Origin of the sequence: Streptomyces sp. NBC_01520, from assembly GCF_045040375.1 — a bacterium.
In the GTDB taxonomy this organism is placed as follows: Bacteria; Actinomycetota; Actinomycetes; order Streptomycetales; family Streptomycetaceae; genus Streptomyces.
On the sequence record NZ_CP109404.1, the window covers coordinates 2,440,871 to 2,466,923 of the forward strand.

21 protein-coding genes are annotated in these 26,053 nt (G+C 70.8%); 12 read left to right on the forward strand and 9 right to left on the reverse strand.

The window, feature by feature from the left end; all coding sequences use genetic code 11:
* Window positions 1-70 precede the first annotated feature (70 nt).
* The 5 genes from OG524_RS11135 to OG524_RS11155 are packed head-to-tail and all read left to right on the forward strand — an operon-like array spanning window position 71 to window position 6,155.
* Window positions 71-1,060, forward strand: coding sequence for a hypothetical protein (locus OG524_RS11135; protein WP_405390999.1), 990 nt, complete (start codon window positions 71-73; stop codon window positions 1,058-1,060).
* A gap of 1 nt (window position 1,061) precedes the next feature.
* Window positions 1,062-2,168, forward strand: coding sequence for a multiple monosaccharide ABC transporter substrate-binding protein (gene chvE / locus OG524_RS11140; RefSeq protein ID WP_405390998.1), 1,107 nt, complete (start codon window positions 1,062-1,064; stop codon window positions 2,166-2,168).
* 53 nt (window positions 2,169-2,221) lie between these two features.
* Window positions 2,222-3,742, forward strand: coding sequence for a multiple monosaccharide ABC transporter ATP-binding protein (gene mmsA / locus OG524_RS11145; RefSeq protein ID WP_405393237.1), 1,521 nt, complete (start codon window positions 2,222-2,224; stop codon window positions 3,740-3,742).
* Window positions 3,743-3,748: 6 nt separating this feature from the next.
* Window positions 3,749-4,972, forward strand: a complete 1,224-nt coding sequence (gene mmsB, locus OG524_RS11150; protein ID WP_405810035.1) for a multiple monosaccharide ABC transporter permease — start codon at window positions 3,749-3,751, stop codon at window positions 4,970-4,972.
* 28 nt (window positions 4,973-5,000) lie between these two features.
* On the forward strand, window positions 5,001-6,155 hold the full coding sequence (locus OG524_RS11155; RefSeq protein ID WP_405390996.1) for an aldose epimerase family protein: 1,155 nt from the start codon (window positions 5,001-5,003) through the stop codon (window positions 6,153-6,155).
* A 50-nt stretch (window positions 6,156-6,205) separates the two neighbouring features.
* On the opposite strand, the gene OG524_RS11160 is transcribed toward OG524_RS11155, so the two are convergent.
* The 3 genes from OG524_RS11160 to OG524_RS11170 form a co-directional block, all read right to left on the reverse strand.
* The gene (locus OG524_RS11160) at window positions 6,206-7,723 is read right to left on the reverse strand and encodes an alpha-N-arabinofuranosidase (RefSeq protein WP_405390995.1); all 1,518 of its coding nucleotides are present in this window, start codon (window positions 7,721-7,723) and stop codon (window positions 6,206-6,208) included.
* A 218-nt stretch (window positions 7,724-7,941) separates the two neighbouring features.
* Window positions 7,942-8,370 carry an organic hydroperoxide resistance protein gene (locus OG524_RS11165; protein ID WP_405810038.1) on the reverse strand — a complete coding sequence of 143 codons (429 nt, stop codon included), beginning with the start codon at window positions 8,368-8,370 and terminating at the stop codon, window positions 7,942-7,944.
* 65 nt (window positions 8,371-8,435) lie between these two features.
* Window positions 8,436-9,464: an NADP-dependent oxidoreductase gene (locus tag OG524_RS11170; RefSeq protein WP_405390994.1), complete on the reverse strand. Its 1,029-nt coding sequence runs from the start codon at window positions 9,462-9,464 to the stop codon at window positions 8,436-8,438.
* A gap of 110 nt (window positions 9,465-9,574) precedes the next feature.
* Here OG524_RS11170 and OG524_RS11175 point away from each other — a divergent pair, with 110 nt between their 5' ends.
* A complete protein-coding gene (locus tag OG524_RS11175) occupies window positions 9,575-10,021 on the forward strand; it encodes a MarR family winged helix-turn-helix transcriptional regulator (protein ID WP_405390993.1) in 447 nt (148 codons plus the stop codon).
* 55 nt (window positions 10,022-10,076) lie between these two features.
* Here OG524_RS11175 and OG524_RS11180 read toward each other — a convergent pair whose 3' ends face one another.
* Window positions 10,077-10,787 carry a hypothetical protein gene (locus OG524_RS11180; protein ID WP_405810040.1) on the reverse strand — a complete coding sequence of 237 codons (711 nt, stop codon included), beginning with the start codon at window positions 10,785-10,787 and terminating at the stop codon, window positions 10,077-10,079.
* 123 nt (window positions 10,788-10,910) lie between these two features.
* Between OG524_RS11180 and OG524_RS11185 the strand changes: the two genes are divergently transcribed.
* The 3 genes from OG524_RS11185 (at window position 10,911) to OG524_RS11195 (ending at window position 14,178) form a co-directional block, all read left to right on the forward strand.
* Window positions 10,911-11,483, forward strand: a complete 573-nt coding sequence (locus OG524_RS11185) for a hypothetical protein (RefSeq protein ID WP_405810042.1) — start codon at window positions 10,911-10,913, stop codon at window positions 11,481-11,483.
* A 132-nt stretch (window positions 11,484-11,615) separates the two neighbouring features.
* Window positions 11,616-12,653 carry a rod shape-determining protein gene (locus OG524_RS11190; protein ID WP_405390990.1) on the forward strand — a complete coding sequence of 346 codons (1,038 nt, stop codon included), beginning with the start codon at window positions 11,616-11,618 and terminating at the stop codon, window positions 12,651-12,653.
* Between the two features lie 19 nt (window positions 12,654-12,672).
* Window positions 12,673-14,178 (forward strand): GAF domain-containing protein, encoded by a 1,506-nt coding sequence (locus OG524_RS11195; RefSeq protein WP_405390989.1) that lies wholly within the window; start codon window positions 12,673-12,675, stop codon window positions 14,176-14,178.
* On the opposite strand, the gene OG524_RS11200 is transcribed toward OG524_RS11195, so the two are convergent.
* Window positions 14,156-14,587: an Lrp/AsnC family transcriptional regulator gene (locus OG524_RS11200; RefSeq protein WP_405390988.1), complete on the reverse strand. Its 432-nt coding sequence runs from the start codon at window positions 14,585-14,587 to the stop codon at window positions 14,156-14,158. The genes OG524_RS11195 and OG524_RS11200 overlap by 23 nt on opposite strands.
* Before the next feature lie 158 nt (window positions 14,588-14,745).
* On the opposite strand from OG524_RS11200, the gene OG524_RS11205 reads away from it, so the two are divergent.
* The 3 genes from OG524_RS11205 to OG524_RS11215 all read left to right on the forward strand — a co-directional run bounded on the left by OG524_RS11205 (window position 14,746) and on the right by OG524_RS11215 (window position 19,071).
* Window positions 14,746-15,957 carry a nitrate/nitrite transporter gene (locus tag OG524_RS11205; RefSeq protein ID WP_405810045.1) on the forward strand — a complete coding sequence of 404 codons (1,212 nt, stop codon included), beginning with the start codon at window positions 14,746-14,748 and terminating at the stop codon, window positions 15,955-15,957.
* A gap of 311 nt (window positions 15,958-16,268) precedes the next feature.
* Window positions 16,269-17,723, forward strand: a complete 1,455-nt coding sequence (locus tag OG524_RS11210) for an acyl-CoA synthetase (protein WP_405393236.1) — start codon at window positions 16,269-16,271, stop codon at window positions 17,721-17,723.
* Window positions 17,716-19,071 carry a carboxyl transferase domain-containing protein gene (locus tag OG524_RS11215; RefSeq protein WP_405390986.1) on the forward strand — a complete coding sequence of 452 codons (1,356 nt, stop codon included), beginning with the start codon at window positions 17,716-17,718 and terminating at the stop codon, window positions 19,069-19,071. The genes OG524_RS11210 and OG524_RS11215 overlap by 8 nt, the downstream gene beginning before the upstream one ends.
* A 37-nt stretch (window positions 19,072-19,108) precedes the next feature.
* On the opposite strand, the gene OG524_RS11220 is transcribed toward OG524_RS11215, so the two are convergent.
* The 4 genes from OG524_RS11220 to OG524_RS11235 form a co-directional block, all read right to left on the reverse strand.
* Window positions 19,109-20,374 carry an MFS transporter gene (locus tag OG524_RS11220; protein ID WP_405390985.1) on the reverse strand — a complete coding sequence of 422 codons (1,266 nt, stop codon included), beginning with the start codon at window positions 20,372-20,374 and terminating at the stop codon, window positions 19,109-19,111.
* A 61-nt stretch (window positions 20,375-20,435) separates the two neighbouring features.
* Window positions 20,436-20,936 carry a hypothetical protein gene (locus tag OG524_RS11225; RefSeq protein WP_405390984.1) on the reverse strand — a complete coding sequence of 167 codons (501 nt, stop codon included), beginning with the start codon at window positions 20,934-20,936 and terminating at the stop codon, window positions 20,436-20,438.
* Between the two features lie 742 nt (window positions 20,937-21,678).
* The gene (locus OG524_RS11230; RefSeq protein ID WP_405390983.1) at window positions 21,679-24,153 is read right to left on the reverse strand and encodes a glycoside hydrolase family 3 protein; all 2,475 of its coding nucleotides are present in this window, start codon (window positions 24,151-24,153) and stop codon (window positions 21,679-21,681) included.
* 131 nt (window positions 24,154-24,284) lie between these two features.
* Window positions 24,285-25,547 carry an ABC transporter substrate-binding protein gene (locus tag OG524_RS11235; protein WP_405390982.1) on the reverse strand — a complete coding sequence of 421 codons (1,263 nt, stop codon included), beginning with the start codon at window positions 25,545-25,547 and terminating at the stop codon, window positions 24,285-24,287.
* Between the last annotated feature and the right edge of the window lie 506 nt (window positions 25,548-26,053).

Below are 26,053 nucleotides of genomic sequence, written 5' to 3' on the forward strand. Positions count from 1 at the left end.
ACGGCGTGCGTGTCTGCCCGCACCCCTTGATCCGAACTTCGTCCGAAATACCGAACATGAAGGACCAGCCGTGAAAGACACCCCCGTCCACGCCCCCGGTGCCGTCGGTCCCCGTCGCCCCGGCGACGCCGCGCTCACCGCGCTCGGCCTCGGCCCGGCGCCCCTCTCCCCCGCCGACGCCTCTCCGCACTCCTTCCCGGACGGGGGCAGCTGGCGCACCGAGGTGCCGTCCGTGGAGGGTCCGGAGGCCCTCGGTGTCGTACTGAAGGAGTCGGCCAGGCTCGACGTGCCCGTACACCGTGTCAGTCAGGGCAGCGGTGTCTGGATGCTGAGCGACGCGGAGATCACCGAGATGGTGGAGGGCTGCGCCGAACGCGACATCGAGCTCTGCCTGTTCACGGGACCGCGCGGCACCTGGGACACCGGCGCCTCGGTCCGGACGGACTCCGGCGGCGCCGGGCTGCGCTCCCGGGGCCACGACGCCCTGGCCGGCTGCGTCGAGGACGCGCTGCGCGCCACCGGGCTGGGGGTGAAGTGCCTGCTCGTGGCGGACGAGGGGGTGCTGTGGACCCTGCACCGGCTGCGTGAGCAGGGCGTCCTGCCCGCGGACACCACCTTCAAGGTGTCGGCGCTGATCGGGCCGGTGAACCCGGCCTCGTACGCGGTGTTCGAGCAGCTCGGCGCCGACTCCATCAACATCCCGTCCGACCTGACGCTCGCCCAGTTCACCGAGATCCGCAGGGTCTCCCGGGCCCCGATGGACCTCTACATCGAGGCGCCGGACGACCTCGGCGGCTATGTGCGGATGTACGAGGCGGCCGAGCTGGTGCGGCGCGGCGCACCGATCTATCTGAAGTTCGGCCTCTCCAGAGCCCCCGGCATCTACCCCTACGGCCATCAGCTGCGCGACGTCGCGCTGAACTCGGCCCGCGAGCGCGTCCGACGGGGCCGCCTCGCCCTCGATCTGCTGGCCCGGCACGGCGCCGACGGTGACATGTCGCCGCTCGGCTCCCGCCTCCCCGGCCGGCTCAACCGGTTCCCTCTGACCCCAAAGGACTGACATGCGCACCACACGAGCCGCAGCAGCAACGACCGCCGTCGCACTCTCCCTGGTACTCGCCGCCTGCGGGCAGAGCAGCGAGGGCGGCGGCAAGGTGGACAAGAAGGGCGGCAAGGACTCCACCGTCGGCATCGCCATGCCGACCAAGTCCTCCGAGCGGTGGATAGCCGACGGAAGCAACATGGCCGCCGAGTTCAAGAAGCTCGGGTACAAGACCGACCTGCAGTACGGCGAGGACGACGTCGACCAGCAGGTCTCGCAGATCGAGAACATGATCACCAAGGGTGTGGACGTCCTGGTGGTCGCGGCCATCGACGGCCGGGCGCTGGGTGACGTCCTGCGTCAGGCGGGCGAGCAGGGCGTCAAGGTGATCTCCTACGACCGGCTGATCCTGGGCACCGAGGACGTCGCGTACTACGCCTCCTTCGACAACGAGAAGGTCGGCGAGCTGCAGGCCGGTTACATCGTGGAGAAGCTCGGGCTGAAGGACGGCAGCGAGAAGGGTCCGTTCAACGTCGAGCTGTTCGCCGGGTCGCCGGACGACAACAACACCCGGTACTTCTTCCAGGGCGCGTGGAAGACCCTCAAGCCGTACATCGACAAGGGCCAGATCGTGGTCCGCTCCAAGCAGACCGCGCTGGACCAGGTCACCACGCTGCGCTGGGACGGCGGCACCGCCCAGAAGCGCATGGACGACCTGCTCACCAGCGCGTACTCCTCGGCCGGCGTGGACGCGGTGCTCTCCCCGTACGACGGCATCTCGATCGGCATCATCTCGGCGCTCAAGTCCGACGGCTACGGCACGAAGGCGAAGCCGTACCCGATCGTCACCGGGCAGGACGCCGAGGTCGCCTCGGTGAAGTCGATCATCGCGGGCCAGCAGACGCAGACCGTCTACAAGGACACCCGTGCGCTCGCCAAGCAGGCCGTGCAGATGGCGGACGCCGTCCTGAACGACAAGAAGCCCGAGACCAACGACACCACCACCTACGACAACGAGAAGAAGGTCGTCCCGGCCTTCCTGCTGGACCCGGTGAGCGTCGACAGGACCAACTACCAGGCCGAGCTGGTGGACTCGGGCTACATCAAGGAGAGCGACCTCAAGTGACCGGGGCACTCAGGGACACCGGCCCCGTGGACGGCGGCGGACCCGTTCTGGAGATGCGGTCCATCGTCAAGACCTTCCCCGGGGTCAGGGCGCTCTCCGACGTCTCGCTGACGGTCGCCGAGGGCGAGGTGCACGCCATCTGCGGGGAGAACGGGGCCGGCAAGTCGACCCTGATGAAGGTCCTCAGCGGCGTGCACCCGCACGGCAGTTACGAGGGGGACATCCTCTTCCGCGGCGAGCCCTGCGCCTTCAAGGACATCCGGGCCAGCGAGGCGCGCGGCATCGTGATCATCCACCAGGAGCTCGCCCTGGTGCCCTACCTCTCGATCGCCGAGAACCTCTTCCTCGGCAACGAGCACGCCAGACGGGGTGTGATCGACTGGAACGAGACGCTGAAGCACGCCGCGGCGCTGCTGAAGCGTGTCGGTCTCGACGAGCACCCGCAGACGCGGGTCGCCGATCTCGGGGTCGGCAAGCAGCAGCTCGTGGAGATCGCCAAGGCGCTGGCCAAGGAGGTGCGACTGCTGATCCTGGACGAGCCGACCGCGGCGCTCAACGACGCGGACAGCGAACGGCTCATCCAGCTCATCAGGGAGCTGAAGGCCCAGGGCATCACCTCGATCATCATCTCGCACAAGCTGGGTGAGATCGCGGCGGTCGCCGACTCCGTCACGGTCATCCGGGACGGGCACACGGTGGAGACCCTGGACGTGGCGGACGGGTCGACCACCGAGGACCGGATCATCCGGGGCATGGTCGGACGCGATCTCGACCACCGCTTCCCGCCCCGCTCACCGTACGAGGGCGAGCCGGGCGCCCACCCCGCCCTGGAGATACGCGACTGGACCGTGCACCATCCCATCGACCAGCACCGCAAGGTCGTCGACGGGGTCTCCGTCGACGTCCGGCGGGGCGAGATCGTCGGCCTGGCCGGGCTGATGGGCGCGGGCCGCACCGAGCTCGCGATGAGCGTCTTCGGCCGCTCCTACGGCCGGGGCATCAGCGGCACGGTCCTCAGGGACGGCCGGGAGGTACGCACCCGCACGGTCCCCGAGGCCATCGGGCACGGCATCGCGTACGTCACCGAGGACCGCAAGCAGTACGGCCTCAACCTCATCGACACCATCGGCCGCAACATCAGCCTCAGCGCCCTGGGCAAGGTGGGGCGGCGCGGCATCGTCGACGAGCACGAGGAGACCCGGGTCGCCGAGTCGTACCGGACCTCGATGAACATCAAGGCCCCGACCGTCTTCGAGCAGGTGGGCCGGCTCTCCGGCGGCAACCAGCAGAAGGTCGTCCTCAGCAAGTGGATCTTCGCGGGTCCGGACGTGCTGATCCTGGACGAGCCGACCCGGGGCATCGACGTCGGCGCGAAGTTCGAGATCTACACCGTCATCGACAAGCTCGCCGCCGAGGGGCGGGCGGTCGTCCTCATCTCCTCCGAACTGCCGGAGCTGCTCGGCATGTGCGACCGCATCTACACGATGTCCGCCGGCCGGCTCACGGGGGAGGTCCCGCGCGCGGAGGCCACCCAGGAAGTCCTGATGCGCCACATGACCAGCGACAAGAGGTAACGGAACATGTCCACGGCCACCACCGGAACTCCGAAGGCCCCCACCCCGCGCGTGTCGTCCACACGCACGCTGCTCCTGGACGCCGTCCGGCGCAACATGCGCCAGTACGGCATGCTCATCGCCCTCGGTCTGATCGTCGCGCTGTTCGGGATCTGGACCGACGGCGTCCTGCTCAGGCCGAACAACGTCACCAACCTGGTCCTCCAGAACAGCTACATCCTGGTCCTGGCCATCGGCATGATGATCGTCATCATCGCCGGCCACATCGACCTGTCGGTCGGCTCGCTGGCCGCGTTCGTCTCGGCGGCCTGCGCCGTGATGATGGTCGAGCACGACGTGCCCTGGGTGCTCGCGCTCGTGCTGGCCCTGCTCCTGGGGGCGGCCGCGGGCGCCTGGCAGGGCTTCTGGATCGCGTACGTCGGGATCCCGTCGTTCATCGTGACCCTGGCCGGGATGCTCCTCTTCCGGGGCGGCACCCAGATCCTGCTCGGCAGCCGCTCCATCGGGCCCTTCCCCGACGGCTTCCAGAAGATATCCACCGGCTACCTGCCGGAGCTCGGCCCGGACACCAACTACCACAACCTCACCCTGGTGCTCGGGTTCGTCGTGCTGGCCATGGCCCTGCTCCAGGAGGTCCGCGACCGCAACCGGCAGAAGGAGTACGCCCTCGACGTCCTGCCCCGCAGCATCTTCCTGGCCAAGTGCGCGGCCATCGCCGCGGCCGTGCTGGCCTTCACCATGACACTGGCCAGCTACCGCGGTGTCCCGGTCGTCCTGCTGCTCCTGGCCGTGCTGCTCATCGGCTTCGGCTACCTCATGCGCAACGCGATCATCGGCCGCCATGTGTACGCGCTCGGCGGCAACCAGGCGGCGGCGAAGCTGTCGGGCGTCAAGGACAAGCGGGTCACCTTCCTGGTCTTCGTGAACATGGGCGTCCTGGCCGCCCTGGCCGGGATCGTCTACGCGGCCCGGCTGAACGCGGGTGTCCCCCAGGCCGGCACCAACTTCGAACTGGAGGCCATCGCCGCCGCGTTCATCGGCGGGGCCTCGATGAGCGGCGGCGTCGGCACGGTCTTCGGCGCGGTCATCGGCGGCCTGGTCCTCGGCGTACTGAACAACGGCATGTCCCTCGTGGGCATCGGCACCGACTACCAGCAGGTGATCAAGGGCTTCGTCCTGCTGGCCGCGGTCGGCTTCGACGTCTGGAACAAACGCAAGGTCGGCTCGTAACACCCCCTCTTCCAGAAGGAGTTGTTCCATGATCCGCACCAGCAGACGCACCGTCCTGGCGGCCACGGCGGCCGCCGGGCTGGCCGTCGCGGCAGGCGCCCCCGCGCACGCCTCGACGGGCGGACGCACCCCGTCGAAGGAGCTGTTCGGCACACTCGCCGACGGGACGAAGGTGTACCGCTGGACGCTCGCCAACGGCGGGACCCGGCTCAAGGTCCTCTCGTACGGCGGGATCGTCCAGTCGTTGGAGACCCCCGACCGGCGCGGCCGGACGGCGAACGTCTCACTCGGCTTCGCCGGCCTCCCCGACTACGTGGCGAAGTCCCCGTACTTCGGCGGGCTGATCGGGCGGTACGGGAACCGCATCGCGGAGGGCCGCTTCACCCTCGACGGGACCACGTACCGGCTACCGGTCAACGACGGTCCCAACAGCCTGCACGGCGGCGACCGGGGCTTCGACAAGCGGGTCTGGGACGTCGAGCCGTTCACCGCGCGCGGCGAGGTCGGCCTGGTGCTGACCCGGACCTCCCCGGACGGCGAGGCGGGCTACCCGGGGGCCCTCGCCGTCCGTGTCGTCTACACCCTGACGGGGCGCGGCGAGTGGCGGATCGACTACACGGCCACCACCGACCGGGCCACCGTGCTCAACCTCACCAGCCACACCTACTTCAACCTGGCGGGCGAGGGCGTCGGCAGCGTCGACGGGCACCTGCTGGAGCTGGCCGCCTCGCGCTACACCCCCGTCGGCGCGACGCTCATCCCGACCGGCGAGCTCGCGAAGGTGGCGCGCACACCGTTCGACTTCCGGCGGGCGAGGGCGATCGGTGAGGCCGTCCGCACCCCGCACGAGCAGATCGGCCACGGACAGGGCGTCGACCACAACTACGTACTGGACAAGGGGATCACGGCCCGCCCCGAGTACGCGCTGACGGTCACGGACCCCGGGTCGGGCCGGGTGATGAAGATGTACACGACCGAGCCCGGGATGCAGGTCTACACGGGGAACTTCCTCGACGGCACGCTGACCGGGACCTCCGGCCGGGTGTACCGGCAGGGCGACGCGTTCTGCCTGGAGTCCCAGCACTTCCCGGACTCCCCCAACCAGCCGTCGTTCCCCTCGACGGTGCTGCGCCCCGGCGACACGTACCGGTCGACGACGGTGCACGCCTTCTCGACGCGCTGAGCACGCGGCGGCTCCCCCTCCGCACGTGGAGGGGGAGCCGTCCCGGCGTGTCAGACCAGCCGGATCATGTTCCAGGACATCGGCTCCAGGACGGCCTTCAGCGTCCCGCCGGCGAGCACGGTCCCCTCCGCCGGGTGCGGCGCGACCCGCTCGGGGTCGGCGAGGGTGTTGCGCGCCTCGGGGTCGGCGTCGGCGATCACCTGGTGCTCGGCGACCGCGCTCAGGTGCAGCCCGGGCAGGGCGACTTCGAGCGGCAGCGCGGTGTCCTGTCCGCGGTTGACCGCGAAGACGGTGACGGCCCCGGTCTCCGGGTCGCGCACGGCGGTGGCGTGCAGCAGATCCGCCTCGCCGTACTTCGCCGTCCCGTACGTGGGCGAGTCCACCCGTACGTCCAGGACCTGGCCCCGCCCGTGGCGCGCGGCCTGCGCGAAGGGGAAGAAGGTCGTCTGGCGCCAGGCGGGACCGCCCGGCTCGGTCATGATCGGCGCGATCACGTTGACCAGCTGGGCGAGGCAGGCGACGGTGACCCGGTCGGCGTGGCGCAGCAGCGCGATGAGGAGGCTGCCGAAGACGACGGCGTCCGTGACGCTGTAGTTGTCCTCCAGCAGCCGCGGGGCCTCGGGCCAGTCCAGCGGGTTCTCCGCCGCGTCCTGCTGGAAGCGGGCCATGTACCAGACGTTCCACTCGTCGAAGGAGAGGTTGATCTTCTTCGTGGACTTGAGCCGGGCGCCTATGTGGTCGCAGGTGGCGACGACGCTCTCGATGAAGGACTCCATGTCCACGGCCGAGGCCAGGAAGGAGTCGCGGTCCCCGTCGGTCTCCTCGTAGTAGGCGTGCAGGGAGACGTGGTCGACGAGGTCGTAGGTCTCGGCGAGGACCGTCGCCTCCCACGCGGCGAAGGTCGGCATGGCGCGGCTGGAGGAGCCGCAGGCGACGAGTTCGACGGACGGGTCGATCTGGCGCATCGCGCGGGCCGTCTCGGCGGCGAGGCGCCCGTATTCCTCGGCGGTCTTGTGGCCGGTCTGCCAGGGGCCGTCCATCTCGTTGCCCAGGCACCACAGCTTGATCCCGAAGGGGTCCTTGTCGCCGTGCGCGATGCGCCGGTCGGACAGCTCGGTGCCGGACGGGTGGTTGGCGTACTCCTGGAGCTGGATGGCCTCCTGGACGCCTCGGGTGCCGAGGTTGACGGCCAGCATCGGTTCGGCCTGCGGACCGATCTTCCGCAGGAAGCCGATGTATTCGGAGAGGCCGAAGCGGTTCGTCTCGGTGGAGCGCCAGGCGAGGTCGAGCCGGCGGGGGCGCTCGTCGGCGGGGCCGACGCCGTCCTCCCAGCGGAAGCCGGAGACGAAGTTGCCACCGGGGTAGCGGATCGCGGTGACGCCGAGTTCGCGGACGAGGTCCAGTACGTCGGTGCGCAGTCCCGCCTCGTCGGCGGACGGGTGGCCGGGTTCGAAGATGCCGTCGTAGACGCAGCGGCCGAGGTGTTCGACGAAGGATCCGAAGAGCCGGGGGTTCACCTCGCCGACGGTGAAGGCGGGGTCGAGGGTGAAGCGCGCGGTGCGGGTCATGACTTCCTCACGGGTCGGCTGCCTACGGAGTGCGTTCGATACGCCATGCGTTCGACATTTCGAATGATGCTCGTAACCTCGAACGGACCGTAGATTCCCCTCCCTTCGGAGGTCAATGCCCTTGCACGCCCTCCATCGGGTCACGCTTCGCGGCAGGGCACGTCCGAGGGCCGCACCCCGGTGACGGGATGCGGCCCTCGGACGTACGGGGAACGGGATCAGGCGACCGAAAGCACGACCTCGATGTTGCCGCGGGTCGCGTTCGAGTAGGGGCACACCTGGTGCGCCTGCTCGACGAGCGACTGCGCGGTGGCCCGGTCGAGGGTCGGGATGGAGGCGGCGATCGCCACCTCCAGGCCGAATCCCCCGGCCTCGGTCCTGCCGATGGAGACCGACGCGGTCACCGTCGAACCGGTGATGTCGGCCTTCGCCCTGCGGGCGACCACGCCCAGCGCGCCCTGGAAGCAGGCGCTGTAGCCGGCCGCGAAGAGCTGCTCGGGGTTGGTGCCCGCACCGCTGCCGCCCATGGCCTTCGGCGGGTTGACGACGACGTCGAGCTTGCCGTCGTCGGAGGAGACACGGCCGTCACGGCCGTTCGAAGCGGTGGCGACGGCGGTGTAGGCCACGTCTATGTGCCCGATGGTCATACCGGTGATTCCTCCTGCTGATGCGCCGCGACTCGCGCCCACGACCGCGACGGCCTGCGCCGAGCCTAGCGGGCGGCGTCGAGCGAGACGATCATCTTGCCGGTGTTCTCGCCGCGCAGCAGGCCGACGAAGGCGTCGAATCCGTTCTCGATGCCCTCGACCTTGGTCTCGTCGTACTTGAGCTCACCGGAGGCCAGCCATCCGGCCACCTCCTGGACGAACTGCGGCTGCAGCGCCGCGTGGTCGCCCACGAGGATGCCCTGCAGGCGCAGCCGCTTGCCGATGACGAGGGCGAGGTTGCGCGGGCCCGGGGTGGGCTCCGTGGCGTTGTACTGCGCGATCATGCCGCAGATGGTGGCGCGGCCGTGGACGTTGAGCGAGGAGATCGCGGCCTCCAGGTGTTCACCGCCGACGTTGTCGAAGTAGACGTCGATGCCGTCGGGCGCCGCCTTCGCGAGCTGCTCCCTGACGGGGCCGTTCTTGTAGTTGAAGGCCACGTCGAAGCCGTACTCCTCGACGAGGAGCTTGACCTTCTCGTCGGAGCCGGCCGAGCCGATGACCCGGGAGGCACCCTTGAGCTTCGCCATCTGGCCGACCTGGCTGCCGACCGCACCGGCCGCGCCGGACACGAAGACGGCGTCGCCCTCCTTGAAGGAGGCCACCTCGAACAGTCCCGCGTAGGCGGTGAGGCCGGTCATGCCGAGCACGCCGAGGTAGGCGGAGAGCGGGGCGAGCGAGGCGTCGACCTTCACCGCGTGCCTGGCGGGGACGTCGGCGTACTCGCGCCAGCCGAGCCCGTGCAGGACGTGGTCGCCCACGGCGAAGCCCTCGGCGTTCGACGCGATGATCTCGCCGACCGCGCCGCCCTCCATGGGGTGGTCGAGCTTGAAGGGCGGGGTGTACGACTTCACGTCGTTCATCCGGCCCCGCATGTAGGGGTCCACCGAGAAGTGCAGGTTGCGCACGAGGACGCGGCCCTCGCCGGGAGCGGTCACCGGCGCCTCACGCAGCGCGAAGTCCGTGGCCTCGGGCCAGCCGTGCGGGCGGGCGACGAGGTGCCATTCACGGCTGGACGTGGGAAGTGCTGCAGACATGGGCTCGGGTTCTCCTCGGCTCACGGGGGAAGCGGAAAATGCTTCATGATGTGAAACAACCATGCGCCCGAATATTTCACCTTGTCAAGTAATTGGGTAAGCTGAGTGTCATGGCCACCTTGCGCTCGGACCCACTGACCCTCGACGTCATCGAGCTCATCGGCGGCGTCGTGGCGCGCTACCACGAGGAGTACGACCGGGCGGCGGCCGCGCACGCGCTGACCGGCGCCCAGGCGCGGGTGCTCGGACTGCTCTCCCTCGAACCGATGCCGATGCGCAAGGTAGCCCGGAAGCTCAAGTGCGAACCGTCGAACATCACGGGCATAGTCGACCGCCTGGAGCTCCGCGGCCTGGTGGAGCGCCGCCCCGACCCGGCCGACCGGCGGGTGAAGCTGGCCGCCCCGACCGAGGAGGGCGTCCGGACGGCCCGGCAGCTGCGGGACGCGCTGGACTTCGCCCGGGAGCCGCTCGCGGAGCTGACCGAGGCCGAGCGGACGGTGCTGCGCGACCTGCTGCGCCGGATGCTCGGTACGGAGGCGGCGGGCGGTCCCTCCTAGACCCTTCGCGGGGACCTTCCCGCACGCCTTCCCGGGCGCGCCCCGCGGTGCCTCCTCAGGTGCAGAACCAGAGCCACCGGATGCAGGTCTCGGTCGGCGACGGAGTGGGTTCGGGGTCCTCCTCCGGGGGCTCCGGATACGTCGGGCCGTCGGTCGGCTCCGGGCCCGGCGACTCGACGGGCGGCTCGGTGTCGTCCGGAGCCGAGGGCGTGGACCCGGTGGGCGGGTCCACGTCGGGAGCGGCGGAGGCCGACGCGGAGGGCGCGGGCCCACCCGGCCCCGGGGAGCCTGACGGGTTCCCGCCCGACTCCGCGGAGCCGGAATCGGACACGGGGACCGCGGTCGGCGCGTCCACCGATCCGGGGGCGTCGTCGAGCACGGTGCTCGCCGAGGGGTCAGGGGCGGCTTCGGTGGCGGAGGCCGTGGACTCGCTCACGTAGTCCGCGGCGCCGTCGTCGCCCCCCGGCTCGATGGCCAGCTCGGCCAGGCTCAGCGCCCCGACGGCCAGCAGCACCCCGAGCGCCGCCAGCAGCACCCCGCGCCCGCGGCGCCGGTGTGCCCGGCGGCCACGCCCCTGGGCGGCGGCCCGGGCACGACGGCGGTGCCCTCCGGCCCCGGCGGGCTCAGGGGTTTCGCGCGGCGCCTCCGGCTCGTGACCGGAGTACGCCGGGCCGGCGTAGGGGACCAGCGCGTCGGCGGGGGTCCCACAACCGGCACAGGCCAGGGCTCCGTTGAGGTGCCTTTGGCACGGGTGGCAGTAATCCATGGCGCCCGCAGACTAGACGGGCGAAGAAGGACGGAGGAAGCCGCCCAGGTGAGGATCCTGTGTGGAATACCGGATTCCGAAGCGCGCCGTCCGATACGCGTGAGGCGCGGCAGGATGGGCGCCATGACCGCTCCCGCCCCGTTCGGGCCGCTCCACCTCCAGCTCGTCCTGCTGCGCCGGATGGCCGACCACCAACCGGACCTGGTGGAGGACGCCCGGCACGAACTGGGCGCCTCGCTCGCCGAGATGCGGGAGGCGAACCGCCGCTGGCAGGCCATGCTGCACGCCCCGCGCGGCCGGGGCGCACTGCGCCGTTACCGCTCGGTGCTCGGCGAGCCGGAGAGTTCCGTACGCCGCAGGGTCGGCGACCTGGAGTGCGACGCGCTGCTGTGGCCGCTGCCGCTCTGGCCCGGTCTGAGGTTCGAGGTGATGGCCGGCCCCGGCGGTGCCGTGTGGAACGAATGGCTGGTCCGCGCCCCGGGGGTGGCCGGCCCCGCGCTGCACGCCGTCGGTGACCTGCGCCCGTGGTCCTGCACCGTGGACGAGGTGGCCCGGGCCTTCGCGCCGGTACGCCCGATGGAGGGCAGCGCGCCGACCCGCTGGGCGCTCGCCCTCACCGACCCGGCCGACCACCGGCCGTACGTCGCCGAGTTCACCTGGGGCCTGTTCCAGCGGCTGCTTCCCGGCGACTCCTGACATCTGGCGCCCCGTCAGCCGGGTTCCCCCCTACGGCTCACCCAGCGCGCGGCGCCCCCGTCGCGGCGGGACGATGCCAGGAGAGCCGGCTGCCGCCGGTGCCCCCCGTCAGCGCTCTCGGGAGAACCTGCCGTGACCGTCAGTCTCGATCAGTTGCGCCGTTGCCATGTCGCCGTCGACCTCGGGGCCGCGAGGACCCGCGTGTACATCAAGGGAGTGGGGCTCGTCGTCGACGAGCCCAGTGTCGCCGCCGTGAACACCCGTACCGGCTCGCTCATCGCCGTCGGGGCCCTCGCCGAGCAGATGACCGGCCGTACGCCCGCGTACATCCGGGTGGTCCGTCCGGTCTCCGGGGGGACCGTCGTCGACATCGAGATGGCCCAGCGCATGCTGCGCCAGCTGCTGGGCGAGAAGCTCCGCCGCCAGCTGCGCCGCAAGCCCCGGCTGCGCGCCGCCGCCTGCACCCCGCACGACGCCGATCCGCTGGCCCAGCGGGCGACCGTCGAGACCCTCGTGGGGCTCGGCGCGCGCCGGGTGGAGCTGGTCGACACCCTGATCGCGGCGGCCGTCGGCTGCGGGCTGCCCGTCGAGCAGCCGACCGCCACCATGATCATGGTGTGCGGGGCCGCCACCACCCAGATCGCCGTGCTCTCGCTCGGCTCGATCGTGACGGCCGTACGCATCCCGATCGGCGGCGAGGCCATCGACCAGGCAATCATCCAGCATCTGCGCCAGCACCACGAACTGATGCTGCCCAGCCAGTCCGTGCGCCCCCTCCAGCTCGCGCTCCGGGGCAACGGCCTGACGCTCAGCGGCCCGGCGGTGACGGAGATCCACGGCCGCGACGTGGCCACCGGCCTGGCCCGTTCGGTGCAGGTCGACACCGCCGCCGTACGACAGGCGATCCACACCCCGCTCACCGCCGTGCTCGACGGGCTGGGCAAGGTGCTGCGCGACTGCCCGCCCGATCTGGTGGCCGACATCGCGGACTCCGGGATCATGATGGTCGGCGGGAGCGCCCTGCTGCCCGGGCTCGACCAGATGCTGCGCGACGCGACGGGTGTGCCGGTGCACATCGCCGAGCGGCCCGACGTGTGCTCCGTGCTCGGGCTCGGCGCCATGCTGGACGGCAAGGTCCAGCCGCTGGTCCTCAATCCGCTCGTCGGCTGAGAACCGCCGGGACTCCCCCGTGGGCGAGAGCGGTCTCGAACTGCGGACCACCCTCCAGCACCTCGTGGACACCGCCACGGCGCTGACCGGCGCGCGCTACGGAGCCCTGGCCGTCCTCGACCGGGACAGCCACCGTGTCGTCGACCTGTTCACCACCGGGCTGACCGACGCCGAACGCCGGCGCATCGGCCGTCTCCCGGACGGCCGCACGGGGGTACTCGGGGTCCTCGTCGACGACCCGGAGCCGCTGCGCCTGGACGATCTGACCACCGATCCGCGCTCCTGCGGCATGCCTCCCGGGCACCCTCCGATGCGCTCCTTCCTCGGCTCCTCGATCCGGGTGCACACCGAGGTGCTCGGCAGTCTGTGCGTCACCGGGAAGAGCTCGGGACACTTCACCGACACGGACACGGCGCTGCTGCGGCTGCTCGCCTCCCAGGCGGGCGCGGCCATCGGCGGCGTCCATCTGTACGAGGCGGCGCGGCAGCGCGAGCAGTGGATCGAGGGGGCAGCCGCCGTCACCAGGGCGCTGCTGGCCGGCAGCGGTACGACGGACGCCCTGATGACCGTCGCCGAGCGGGCCAGGGTGCTGGCCGGCGCGTCGGCCGGGGTGATCCTCCAGCCGACCGGGGACGGCGGGATGGAGATCGTCGCCGCCTCCACCCACGACGACCCGGCGGGCCTCGTCGGCACCGTCATCGAGCCGGGCTCCCCCGTCCTCGTCCAGCTGCTGGGCGGCGAGGAGGTGTTCATCGAGGACTCGGCGACCGATCCGCGGATGACGACGCACGTGCGGTCGCGGTTCGGCCCCAGCATGATGCTGCCGCTGAAGAGCGGCGGACGGCTCATCGGCACCCTGGCCCTGCCCCGGCGGCGCGGCGGCCCCCCGTACACGGCGGTGGACCGGCTGTTGGCCTCGCAGTTCGCCTCCCAGGCCGCGCTGGCCCTGGTGATGGCGGACGCCCAGCACTACCGGGAGCAGCTCGCGGTCTACGAGGACCGCGACCGGATCGCCCGCGACCTGCACGACCTCGTCGTCCAGCGGCTCTTCGCGACGGAGATGATGCTGGAGTCGACCCGCCGCAAGGACCTGGCGGGCGACACCGAGACCGCCGAGCTGCTCGCGACGGCCGTCGACGAGCTGGACTCCACGATCCAGGAGGTCCGGACCGCGATCTTCGCGCTGCAGCAGCCGCCTGCCGACGCCCCCACGACCTTCCGCGGCAAGGTGCTGCGCGAGACGGGCGGTGCGGCGGCGGTGCTGGGTTTCCAGCCGTCCGTGCACTTCACGGGGGCGGTGGACGCATTGGTGCCGGAGCCGGTGGAAGGGCAGCTGCTCGGTGTGCTGCGCGGGGCGCTCGCCACCGCGCACCGCCGCACGGGGGTGTCGGCCATCGAGGTGGAGGTGGACGCGACGGCGCGGCTGCCCGACGGGCACGCGGCGGTGCGGCTGGTGGTCGCGGACGACGGGCGCACCGAGAGCGGCACCCGGTCGCCGACCGTCATCTGGCAGGCGCCGCTCTGAGCGCGACGCGCGTGTTGGAGTGGGCGACACCGGCGTCGCGTTTCAGCCGGCGCAGCAGGGCGTCCAGGGAGCCGGGGTCGGCGGCCGTGGCCCGTACGAGATAGTCGTGGCCGCCCGTCACGTGCACCACCTCGGTGATGCCGGGCAGGGTGAGCACCGCGCGTTCGAACTCCTCGTTCGTGGTGTCGAGGCGCAGCGACACGTCGATGAAGACGACGAGTCCCGACCGGGTGTCGGCGGCCGGGTCGACGATGACCGTGAAGCCGCGGATCACCCCGTCGCGGCGCATGTGGCGTACACGGTCGCCCGCCGCGTTGGCGCTGAGCCCCACGCGTACGCCCAGATCGCGGTACGAGATCCGGGCGTCCTCCTGGAGGATGCCGAGGATCTCTCTGTCCAGCCGGTCCATACCTGCGATTGTCGCAGCCCGGGCCCGGAAGCGGCGGTTGAGCGGCGGTCTCCCGGGCCCCGGGGCGGCCGTCGCCCTAGGCGCGTCTGCCGGAGGGGGCTTCCCCGGATGGCTCAATCCGACGGGCCGCCGAGGGGCCGCGACCGTTGACTTGGCCCGTGGACACAGCCGCCGAACAGGCCCCTGCCCCGGACCGGAGTCAGTCCTCCACCGCCTACCGGAACCTCATCGTGGCCACGGTCGGCTTCACCCTCACCTTCTGGGCGTGGAACCTGATCGCACCGATGTCCGGGGACTACAAGGAGCGGCTCGGTCTCGACTCGTTCCAGCAGTCGTTCCTCGTCGCGGTGCCGGTGCTCGTCGGTTCGCTGGGCCGCATCCCGGTGGGCGCGCTGACCGACAAGTTCGGTGCGCGGCTGATGTTCCCCGTGGTGTCGGCTCTGACGATCGTCCCCGTGCTGCTGCTGATCCCGGCGAGGGACTCCTACGGGGCGATGCTCGCCGTCGGTTTCCTGCTCGGTCTGGGCGGGACGACGTTCGCGATCGGCATCCCGCTCGTCAACTCGTGGTTCCCGCCCGCGAAGCGGGGACTCGCCCTCGGTGTGTTCGGGATGGGCATGGGCGGTGTCGCGCTTTCCGGTTACTTCACGCCCCGTATCGCGAAGCACGGCGACAACCTGCCGTTCCTGATCGTCGCCGGGGCGCTGGTGGTCTGTTCGCTGCTGGCCGCGGTCCTGATCACGGACCGCCCGGACCGGCAGGTGCCGACGGACTCGCTCGGACACCGGCTGGGGCAGGCGGGCCGGCTGCGGGTCACCTGGGAACTGTCCGCGCTGTACGCGATCGGCTTCGGCGGCATCGTCGCGTTCGGGGTGTACCTGCCGACGTATCTGAAGACCTGGTACGACATGTCGCCGACCGAGGCGGGCACGAAGGCGGCCGGGTTCGCGCTGGTCACGGTGGTCTTCCGGCCGATCGGCGGCTGGCTCTCGGACCGGATCCACCCGGCCCTGGTCACGGCGGCGGCCCTGCTGGCCGCGGCGTTCATGGCGATCGTCCAGGCCTTCGACCCCGGCCTGGATCCGGTCGGCACGATCGCACTGCTCTGCATGGCGGCGGGGCTCGGTACCGCGAGCGGCAGCGTCTTCGCCCTGGTCTCGCAGGTGACACCGCAGGCCAGGGTGGGCAGTGTGACGGGCATCGTCGGCGCGACGGGCGGTCTCGGCGGCTTCGTACCGCCGCTGGTGATGGGCGCGATCTACAGCGCGAAGGACTCGTACTCGATCGGCTTCATGCTGCTGTCCGACCTGGCACTGGCCGGCTGTGTGTACGCGTATGGGCGGATGCGGACCCTGCGGCCGACGGACTGAGCGCACGAGGACGGTGGCGTCTCCAGCCGGATCACCCCGGTGCCGGAGCCGGTCGGCCCAGGGCCTTTCGTTTGGATCAGGCCGGGTCAGGGAGCGGCGTCCGGTGCGTGCAGCCGCAAGGCGGAGGATCGGGACAACGCGATGGGCTCTCCCCTGCTCGCGCGAAGCCGTGAGCCCGGGGAGTTGGTGATCGGCGACAACGCGGAAGGGTGTCCCTCCCTGCTCGCGCGAAGCCGTGAGCCCGGGCGAGTGCGTGCCAGACCCCGCGAGCCCGGCATGATCCGAACGAGAGGCCCTAGGCTCGGGGCGTGATTCCTCTTCTGCCTGCGCTGCACGAGACGTCCGGCCCCACGGCTTCGCGGGAGGCCGTCCGGTTCGGCGGACACGCCCTGACCTACGCACAACTGGCCGGCGCGTCCGGCTTCCTCGCGGACCGGATCGCGGGCGCGGGGCGGGTCGCCGTCTGGGCCACGTCCACCCCGGAGACGGTGGTCGCGGTGACGGCGGCCCTGCGGGCGGGCGTGCCGGCCGTACCGCTCAACCCGAGGACGGGCGGGCGGGAGCTGGCGCACATCCTCGCCGACAGCACGCCCTCCGTGGTGCTGGCCGGGGCCGGTGACGAGCTGCCCGCCCCGCTGCGCGGCCTGGCGCGGATCGACGTCGACACGGCGGCGGTGTCCCCGTCGGCTCCCCCGCCCGAGCCGTCCCCCGAGTCCCCCGCCCTGATCGTGTACACCTCCGGGACGACGGGGCCGCCGAAGGGCGCCGTGCTCCCCCGTCGGGCGATCGCCGCGTCGCTGGACGCGCTGGAGGACGCCTGGGGGTGGACCGGCGACGACGTCCTCGTGCACGCCCTGCCGCTGTTCCATGTGCACGGACTGATCCTGGGTGTCCTCGGCCCGCTGCGCCGGGGCGGTTCGGTGCGCCACCTCGGCCGGTTCACCACCGAGGGGGTGGCCCGGGAGCTGCTCGCCGGGGGCACGATGCTGTTCGGCGTGCCCACGATGTACCACCGGCTGGCCGGGGCGCTGGCCGAGCCGGCCGCCGCCGGGAGCCTCACGAAGGCTCTGGCGGGTGCCCGGCTGCTGGTGTCCGGCTCGGCGGCGCTTCCGGTCCACGACCACGAGCGGATCGCGGCGGCCACCGGCCGCCGGGTCATCGAGCGGTACGGGATGACGGAGACGCTGATGAACACGGGCGTACGCGCCGACGGCGCCCCGCGCGCGGGGACGGTCGGCCCGCCGCTGTCCGGCGTGGAGCTGCGGCTCGTCGAGGAGGACGGCACCGTGCTCGACGACACCGCGTCCATCGGCGAGATCCAGGTGCGCGGCCCGAACCTCTTCACCGGCTATCTGAACCGTCCCGACGCGACGGCCGCCGCCTTCACCGCGGACGGCTGGTTCCGTACGGGCGACATGGCCACGGTCGATCCCGACGGTTACGTACGCATCGTCGGGCGCAAGGCCACCGACCTGATCAAGAGCGGCGGTTACAAGATCGGCGCGGGCGAGATCGAGAACGCGCTGCTGGACCATCCGGGGGTGCGTGAGGCCGCCGTCACGGGCGAGCCGGACGCCGATCTCGGCGAGCGGATCGTCGCCTGGGTGGTGCCGGCCGACCCGGGTTCGCCGCCCGGTGAGCGGGAGCTGGCGGACCATGTGGCGGACCTGCTGGCCCCGCACAAGCGGCCGCGCGTCGTCCGCTACCTCGACGTCCTGCCCCGCAACGAGCTGGGCAAGATCATGAAGAGGTCGCTCGGTGTCTGACGCGCGGGGCGGCCGCGTGTCGGCGCGGGAGGCCGTCGCCACTCTCACCGGGAGCTTCACCGAGCACCGTCCGCCCGAGCGCCCCGGACCGGCGGACGGCCCGCTCGGCTGGAGCGGCTACGCCGACTCCCGGGCCCGTGCCGCCGCCCGGACCGGCGAGGACGAGTCCGTCCTCTACGGGGTCGCCACCGTCGAGGGCCTTCCCTGTGTCCTGGTCTCCTTCGAATTCGGCTTCCTGGGGGGCTCGTTGGGCAGGCGTACCGGGGACCGGCTGGAGGCCGCGTACGCGCTCGCCGGTGAGCGGCGCCTCCCCCTCGTCTCGCTCGTCGCGACCGGGGGCAGCCGGATGCAGGAGGGCATGATCGCGCTGATACAGCTCCAGCGGGTGGCCCGGGCCTCGGCACGGCTGCGTGCGGCGGGGCTGCCGCAGATCGCGGTGCTGCGGGATCCGACGACCGGCGGCGGCTGGGCGACCGTGGGGGCGGGTGCCGATGTGGTGCTGGCGCTGCCGGGTGCCCAGATCGGGTTCGCCGGGTCCCGGGTGCGGCCCGCCGGCGCGGACCCGTTCGCGTACTCGGCCGAGGGGCAGCTGGCGGCGGGTCAGGTCGACGCGGTCGTGCCGGCCGGGGAGCTGTCCGGGACGCTGGGCCGCTGGCTGGCCGTGCTCACGGCCGCCGGACAGGCAGGGGCGGCGCCGGTCCCGGCCGCGCTGTCGGGCACGGCACTGCCGGCGACCGGCTGGGACGCGGTACGCCAGGCCCGCGCCGCGTCGCGGCCACGAGCGAAGGCGTACCTGGACGCGTACTTCGACTTCCGGCTGCCCCTGAACGGCGACCGGTGCGGCGGCAGTGACCCGGGGCTGCTCTGCGGGGCGGGGCTGCACGAGGGACGGCCGGTGGTGTACGTGGCCCAGTGCGGCACCGCGACCCGCCCTGCCGGTTACCGGACGGCGGCCCGGGTGATCCGGCTCGCGGACCGGCTCGGCCTTCCGGTGCTGACGCTGATCGACACCCCGGGCGCGGCCAACGACGCGGAGGCGGAACGGGCGGGTGCGGGCGCGGCGATCGCCGACACCTTCGCGGCGATCGCCGCCGCCCGGGTGCCGGTGACGACCCTGGTGATCGGCGAGGGCGGTTCGGGCGGGGCGCTGGCCCTCGCCTCACCGGACCGTACCCATGTCACCGCGGACAGCTATTTCTCGGTGATCGCACCGGAGTTGGCGGCGGCCATCCTGAAGCGCGGCCCCGAGGAGGTCCGTGCCACCGCCGACCAGCTCCGCATCCGCCCGCAGGATCTGGTGGACCTGGGGGTGGCCCGCTCGGTCGTGGGCCCGGCCCCGCTGCCCTGAGCGTGGCCGGCGCGGGCGCGGCGCTGGCCGCGTGCCGCTACGGCTGCGGGTCCCGGGCGTCGTAGCGGGCGAAGCCGCGCCATCGCAGCCCGAGCAGGCACACCAGCAGGATGCACGCGATGCCGCCGCCGGTCACCGCCACGGTCGGGGAGGACAGGTCGGCGACGGAGCCGGCGGCGAGGTCGCCGAGCCGTGGGCCGCCTGCCACGACGACGATGAACACGCCCTGGAGCCGCCCCCGCATCTCGTCGGGGACCGCCGCCTGCAGCATGGTGTTGCGGAAGACCATCGAGATGGAGTCGGCGCACCCGGCGAGCGCCAGCAGGACCAGGCCGAGCCAGAGCTGCCGGGTCAGTCCGAACACGGCGATCGCACTGCCCCAGCAGACCACCGCGATCAGCACCGCGAGCCCGTGCCGCCGGATCCGCCCCAGCCACCCGGAGAACACGCTGCCGAGCAGCGCCCCCAGGGCCGGGGCTGCGACCAGCAGTCCGGTGGTCCGCGCGTCGCCGCCGAACCAGACCACGGCTATCACCGGGAACAGGGCGCGGGGCTGGGCGAGCACCATGGCGCACAGGTCGCTGAAGAAGGTCATCCGCAGATTCGGCCGGGTCCCCAGGAAGCGCAGCCCGTCGGCGACGGACGCCCGCTCCCCCTTCCCGCCCGCCGCACGGTCGGGGAGCATCGAGGGCAGCCGCCACATCGCGTACAGCGAGGCGGTGAAGGTGACGGCGTCGACGGTGTACGCGGCCCGGTAGCCCCACCAGCCCACGATGAGGCCGCCGGCCATCGGGCCGACCAGGGAGCCCGTCGTGGACGTCATGGCGTTCAGCGCGTTGGCGGCGGGCAGCTGTCCGGCCGGCAGCAGCCGGGCGATCATCGAGCTGCGGGCCGGGGAGTTGAGGGCGAAGCAGGCGGACTGGAGGGCCACGACCACGTACAGCAGCCCCACTTCCTCGACACCGGCGAAGGTCACGGCGGCCAGGCCCACGGAGAGCACGAACGATCCGGTCGCGCTGAACAGGCCCAGTTTGCGCCGGTCGACGGTGTCCGCGACGGCCCCGCTGTACAGCCCGAGCAGCACCAGCGGGACGAACGAGCAGAGACCGATCAGCCCGACGGAGAACGCGGACCCGGTGATGTCGTAGACCTGGAGCGAGACGGCCAGCGCCGTCATGCCCTGCCCGATCCAGGAGACGGTGTTCCCGAACCAGAGCCGCCGGTAGTCGGGCGAGGTCCGCAGGGGCGTCAGGTCGGCGAGTATGCGCGTGCGGGGTACAGGTTGTTCGGCCGTTTCGGTCACAGGGGATGATAGCGACCGCGTACGGTGCGGGGCCCGTCACCCGGGACGGGGCCCGCACCGGTCACGCGCAGGCGGCCGGGTCCGGCGGTCCCGTCCGCACGGCGCCGATGTTCACGGGGACGCTGCTGTCGACGGTCCCGTCCGGGCGGTACACCGTCGAGACTCCGGCGCTGGTGAAGGAGGACCCACTCTGCTTCGCGGCCTGGTCGATGTCGACCCAGCCCGTCACGGCGCCGCCCTCGTCGTGCCACGTCTCGCGTATGCGGTAGTCGAAGGCGTCGGTTCCCGTCCTGCTCCAGCTGCCCTTGCTGGCACCGGCCGGGGACACCAGGCAGACCGTCCGGTCCGGCCGGAACGACAACCGCACCTCGTAGGCCGCGCCCTCGCGCGTCACCTGTGCCTGCCAGTTCCCCACCGGGACGGAGTACCGCGGGGACGCCTCCGCGGTCCCGGCCGCCAACGGGGCGAGCAGACCGACGGCCGCCGCACAGACAGCGGCCCGCCGGGCCGGTCTCGACGTGAGGTTCTTCCACTCCGGCCGCGCGGGCTTCATCCGATTCATGGGCGCAGTCTCGCCGCGCGGCCTCTCACCGCACTCGACCGCCGCTGCAGAGGACGGCCCGGGGACACTCCGCCGGACCGCGCGGTCGCCTTCCGGACGGACCGCTCCGGTTACCGCGGGGCTCCGGACCTTCGGCCACCCCGTGGGTGGCCCGGCAGAGCGGGAAGTCCGGCCAGAACGATTCTGCGCGGACTTCTTGAGTGGGGCGGGTGGGACTCGAACCCCTTAGCGTGACGCCTCTCACCTGCGACGATGCCGAAACGACGGACATAGCCACTCGTTTCCATCCGGCTGCGCCCCCTCGATCCCGTTCGGATGGGGATCGGTTGGGCGTCCGCCACACAGTTTCCTCCCCGTCCCGAACAAGCACCGCTCTCGAGGAGCATGGAAACGATCTCGTACTCAGCTCCATCGGATCACCGCCGCGTTGCAGTGGGCATTCCTGCTCACGGCCAGATTCTGACTGCCGCACGCGGTTGCGTTACGCAGCAGACATCGCGCCGGACGGGCGATCCACACTACGCCTTCTCCGGCTTCGAGGCGCAGGTGCGCTTCGGCATTGAGTAACAGGAAGTTGCCTCCATGCGGGGGATTTTCCGACCCTCGTCCAGCACAACGTCGGCCTTCACGACGCGAATGGACGTGAAGGCCGACGTGACGCTCGCCCGCAGGAACCGCCATCAGGATCCGGATGAGTTTCTGCCTCTGCAGAGTCTGTCGCCCTCGGCAGGGTTCATTCGACTCAGCTGACGGTGACGAGGCGCTGTACGGACAGGCTGCGTGAGGACCGGCCGGCGTGGACGGTGTAGGAGCCGGGGGTGAGCTTCCAGGCGCCAGCAGTCCACACCGACAGGTCGCGGGCAGTGACGCTGAAGGCGATCCGGGTACTTGCACCGGCGGCGAGCGTGACCTTGCGGAAGCCGATCAGTCGCTGTGGCTCGGCCTGGGCGCCGGCAGGCAGGACCGCGTAGAGCTGCACGACTTCGGTACCTTCGCGAGATCCGGAGTTGGTGAGGGTGACTGCGGCAGTCAGCGTCTTGGTCGCTGTGTTGTAGGACGTTTCCAGTGAGCCGAGGTTGAAGGTGGTGTAGGACAAGCCGTGTCCGAAGGGGAACAGCGGGCTCTGGTTCTTCGCGTCGTAGTAGCGGTAGCCGACCAGGTGACCCTCGCTGTGGGAGACCGTGGGGCCGTTGCCCGGGTAGGTGGCCTGTGTGGCCCCGGGTCCCTGGGACGCTGTGACGGGGAAGGTGACCGGAAGACGGCCTGAAGGGTCTGCGTCGCCGTAGAGGACGGCTGCCAATGCGGTGCCGGTGGCGTGTCCGGCGTACCAGAGCTGGACGACCGCTTCGACATCGTTGATCCATGGCATGGCAACGGGGCCGTCGGTGTTCAGAACGACGATGGTGCGGGAGTTGACTGCTGCGACGTCGGCGATGAGCTTGTCCTGGTCGCCCGGCAGGTCGAGGGAACCATGATCCATGTCCTCGCCCGCGACCCGATTGACGATGACGACGGCGGCGTCGCTGGTCCGTGCTGCGGCGACCGCGTCGGGTATGAGGGACTTCGGCTGCCAGCCGAGGGTGAGGCCGCAGGTACCGGTGTCGGCAGTGCTGTTGCTGTACTCGACGCTGATGCCCACCGCCTGCCCAGCTGTGAGATCGATGGTGCCCTGGAGCGGATAGTCGTACGGCCCGAGGAAGAACCGGCGGCTGTGACGGGTGCCGGAGATGACCGTCTTGCCGTTGATGACGAGCTTGGTGGTGCCTGAGGGCAGCAGCGAGAAACGGTGCGGGCCCGTGGTGGTCGGCGTGAGGGTGCCGCTCCAACTGGCCGACCACACGGCGGGCAGACCGGCCACGGGCGCACTGGTGAAGTCGATACCGGCGCTGACCTGTGTGGCGACGGGAGTACCCGACGGGTGGGCCGCGGCGTAGAAGCTGCCGGTCAGCCCCGCCGCGCCGGAGGCTGTGCGCAGCACCGTCGCCGGGACGGCGGTGAGGGGGATGTCTCCGACGGTTCCCTGGCGGTAGGTGACGGTGACCCCGGTACCGGCCCGGTCCTTGATGGCCGCCAGCGGGGTGGTCCAGGTGCCGGGGTTCACGTAGGTGGAGCCGGAGACTCCTGTCAGGGCGGTGTTCTCGGCCGGGCCGATCACCGCGAGCGACTTGATGGTGGAGGTCAGTGGGAGGGTTTGGCTGCGGTTGGTGAGCAGGACCGTGGAGTTGACGGCAAGTTCGTGGGCGAGGTCCTTGTGTGCCTGTGTACTGACGTTCGCGGCAGGCGCCGGTACGGGGTGGTCGAACAGGCCGTTGACATACATGGTGTTGAGGATGCGCAGGGCGGCGTCGTCCAGGCGGGCCGCGGGGACGCTGCCGTCGGTGAGGCCGCCGACAGGTATCTTCACGCCCCCGGGGCCGAGTCCGCCGAGGTCCATGCCTGCCTTGACGGCTCCCACGGGGTCATCGCCGGCCCAGAAGTCGGGGACGGTGTAGCCCTCCAGACCGATGGTCTCCTTGAGGTCGTTGAACAGCGCGGGGCTCTGAGTGGCGAACGTGCCGTTGATCTTGGGGTAGGCCATCATCACCGAGGTGACCGGTACGGCGTCGATGATGCGTTCGAAGGCGGCGTGGTAAATCTCGTGCAGTGCCCGGTCGGAGATCTGCGCGTCGACGAAGAAGCGGTTGACTTCCTGGGTGTAGGCGCTGAAGTGCTTGAGGGTGGCGACGACGTGTTGTTCCTGGATGCGCCGGGTGAGCGCCGCGCCAAGGGTGCCGGCGAGGAACGGGTCCTCCCCCATGCTCTCGGCCTGCCGGCCGAAGTGCCAAGTGCGGGCGGTGTCGGCAGTGGGGCCCAGAAGGTTGTTGTAACCCTTGGCGCGTCCTTCGGCGCCCAGCGCCTGGCCGAGCCGGCCGGCGAGGTCGGCATCGAATGTCGCGGCCTGCGCGAGGGGGACGGGGAAGGCCGTGACGCCGGTTTCCCCGCGCAGGCCGGCTGAGGCGTCCACCATGGTCAGGGCGGGTATGCCGAGGGAGCTCAGGGCTGCGAAGTCGCAGCGGACGAGGGCCTCTTTCTGTGCGGCGGTCATCCTGGCCAGGAGGGCGACGGCCCTGCTGTCCGGGGCGGCACCCGCGGTACGGCGGGGCGCTGCGGCGGCCGGTGCGATGCCGGAGGCCAGAGCGGTGAGAACGGCGGCTGAGAGAAACGTACGACGATTCATGGCGGCTCTTCCATGAGGAATCGGGGCAGGACAAAACAGCGCCTTGGTCGGCGCGAGCAGCGGGACGCCGCACCTTGCGGGGATGAGGGGTTGCTCACTGGCGCGCGCCGCCTGGGCACGGCACCTGCGGCCTATCCCTCCTGGTAGGCCTCATCGAGGGCGGCAAGGACACCATCGATATCAGTGCGCCCGGCGAACAGCTTCTGGATCTGGGTGAAGTGCTCCTGCTGGACCTGGGGGTTGGGCCACAGCTGATCCATGAAGGGCACGGTGGTGCCGGCCTTCTGGTGTGCGACCAGTTCCTTGAGAACGGGGTCGGCCGTGAAGCGGTCGTTGGGGATGGCAGGCAGGGTGCCACTGTCCTGGTTGTAGAGGTTCTGGCCGGTGTCGGACCCGAGGAACTCGGCGAACTTCATGGCCAGCGCCTTGTTGTCGCTGTCGAAGTTGACTCCATAAGCGGCTGACACGGCGCCGGGCATGTGGGTCTGGGCCGCATTGTTGCTCGCGGGCAGGGCGAACATGGCCAGTTGCAGTTCCGGAGCTGTCGCGGTGATGGCCGAGGTGCTGCTGGCGACTTGTACGACGCCCACCGCCCTGCCCTCGGCAACGTCCTGGATGGACGTCTCGTAGCTCGTCCCCAAGGGATCGCTGCTGAAGCAGTCCCGCTCATCGAGCTCGACGTACTTCTCCAACGCTTTTCTCCAGCCGGAGTCGGCGAAGGTGGCCCGGCCGTGACCCATCTCCGTCGCGAACTCGGGTTGGCCGGCGTAGACAGTGGTGGCGGCCAACGCGTAATCGGCGAGCTGGGTCACCCACGGTGTCTCGATGCCCAGTGCGAACAGCACCTTGCCGCCGGCCTTGGCCTTGTCGCACAGCTGCAGCAACTCGTCCCACGTCTCCGGCGCGGTGCCGCCGATGTCACGCATGGCCTTCTTGCTGTAGATCGCGCCGATACCGCTGTAGTTGGCCGGCACGGCATAGGTGGCGTCGCCGACCCGGGTCACCCACTTGGCGTCCTCCGGGACACTGCGCGTGAATGGCAGACCGGACAGATCGGCAAGTCGACCTGCGGACTCCAGCGTCCGCAAAGCGGCAGGATTGCCGTAGCCGGGCCAGACAGTGAAGACGTCAGGCGCCGCACCTGAGGACAGTTGGGCGGGGAGGGTGCTCTGGAGCTGGTCGGTGCCGGCGTAGGTCACCGCGATCTTCACCTGCGGATTCTCCCGCTCGAAGGCCGCCACGACAGTCTTCATGGCTGAGCGATCGGTGATATTGGCAGTGATCTTCAGAATGCCGTCGTCGGTGGCTGCCGAGCCGGACCCACCGCAAGCGCTCAGGCTCATGGCGAGGCTCGTGACCATGACGGTGGCACGGACGCGGCGGGAGGTTCTCATGACAGGCTCCGTGCAGGAGAAGGGGAAGGTGATATGCGGTGCCGAAGTACAGCTGGGACCAGCGGCTCTCCCGGACGAATCGGCAGCCGCTCGACGGGCCACCGTGGGGGGCGGGGCCGACCGAGCAGTCAGGTACTCGGTCGGCCCCGGCTTGAGGAGGGTCTTTTACGAACATCTCTTGCAGGCGAAACGCATTTTCCAACTCTTTCGCCACGAGCGCCGCCGCATCCCAGGAAAGCAATTTCGGTGTCCGGCGACAACCGTTCGTGAAGCGTTTCAGCCAACAAAGGGGAAACTATTGCCTCTCACGGCTTCAGGTCAACCCTCGGGGAGCACACACCTCAAGGAAATCTCACAACCATCAAGGCAGCCCCTTTCGTCGAACGGAGCGATCTGAAATTTCAATTGAAACGCTTTACGAGACTGCCCTTTATCAGCGCAATGGATGGAGACCATCCACAGGACGAATGCCGAAGAGTTCGACGAACCTTGGAATGACAATGACA

Bases quoted from the DNA above. Each gene is read 5' to 3' on its own strand.
- OG524_RS11185 (WP_405810042.1), top strand. From the start codon at position 10,911: ATGACCGCTCCCGCCCCGTTCGGGCCGCTCCACCTCCAGCTCGTCCTG.
- mmsB (WP_405810035.1), top strand. From the start codon at position 3,749: ATGTCCACGGCCACCACCGGAACTCCGAAGGCCCCCACCCCGCGCGTG.
- OG524_RS11180 (WP_405810040.1), bottom strand. From the start codon at position 10,787: ATGGATTACTGCCACCCGTGCCAAAGGCACCTCAACGGAGCCCTGGCC.
- OG524_RS11160 (WP_405390995.1), bottom strand. From the start codon at position 7,723: ATGACCCGCACCGCGCGCTTCACCCTCGACCCCGCCTTCACCGTCGGC.
- OG524_RS11165 (WP_405810038.1), bottom strand. From the start codon at position 8,370: ATGACCATCGGGCACATAGACGTGGCCTACACCGCCGTCGCCACCGCT.
- OG524_RS11175 (WP_405390993.1), top strand. From the start codon at position 9,575: ATGGCCACCTTGCGCTCGGACCCACTGACCCTCGACGTCATCGAGCTC.
- OG524_RS11235 (WP_405390982.1), bottom strand. From the start codon at position 25,547: ATGAGAACCTCCCGCCGCGTCCGTGCCACCGTCATGGTCACGAGCCTC.
- OG524_RS11200 (WP_405390988.1), bottom strand. From the start codon at position 14,587: ATGGACCGGCTGGACAGAGAGATCCTCGGCATCCTCCAGGAGGACGCC.
- OG524_RS11230 (WP_405390983.1), bottom strand. From the start codon at position 24,153: ATGAATCGTCGTACGTTTCTCTCAGCCGCCGTTCTCACCGCTCTGGCC.
- OG524_RS11225 (WP_405390984.1), bottom strand. From the start codon at position 20,936: ATGAATCGGATGAAGCCCGCGCGGCCGGAGTGGAAGAACCTCACGTCG.
- OG524_RS11170 (WP_405390994.1), bottom strand. From the start codon at position 9,464: ATGTCTGCAGCACTTCCCACGTCCAGCCGTGAATGGCACCTCGTCGCC.
- chvE (WP_405390998.1), top strand. From the start codon at position 1,062: ATGCGCACCACACGAGCCGCAGCAGCAACGACCGCCGTCGCACTCTCC.
- OG524_RS11155 (WP_405390996.1), top strand. From the start codon at position 5,001: ATGATCCGCACCAGCAGACGCACCGTCCTGGCGGCCACGGCGGCCGCC.
- mmsA (WP_405393237.1), top strand. From the start codon at position 2,222: ATGCGGTCCATCGTCAAGACCTTCCCCGGGGTCAGGGCGCTCTCCGAC.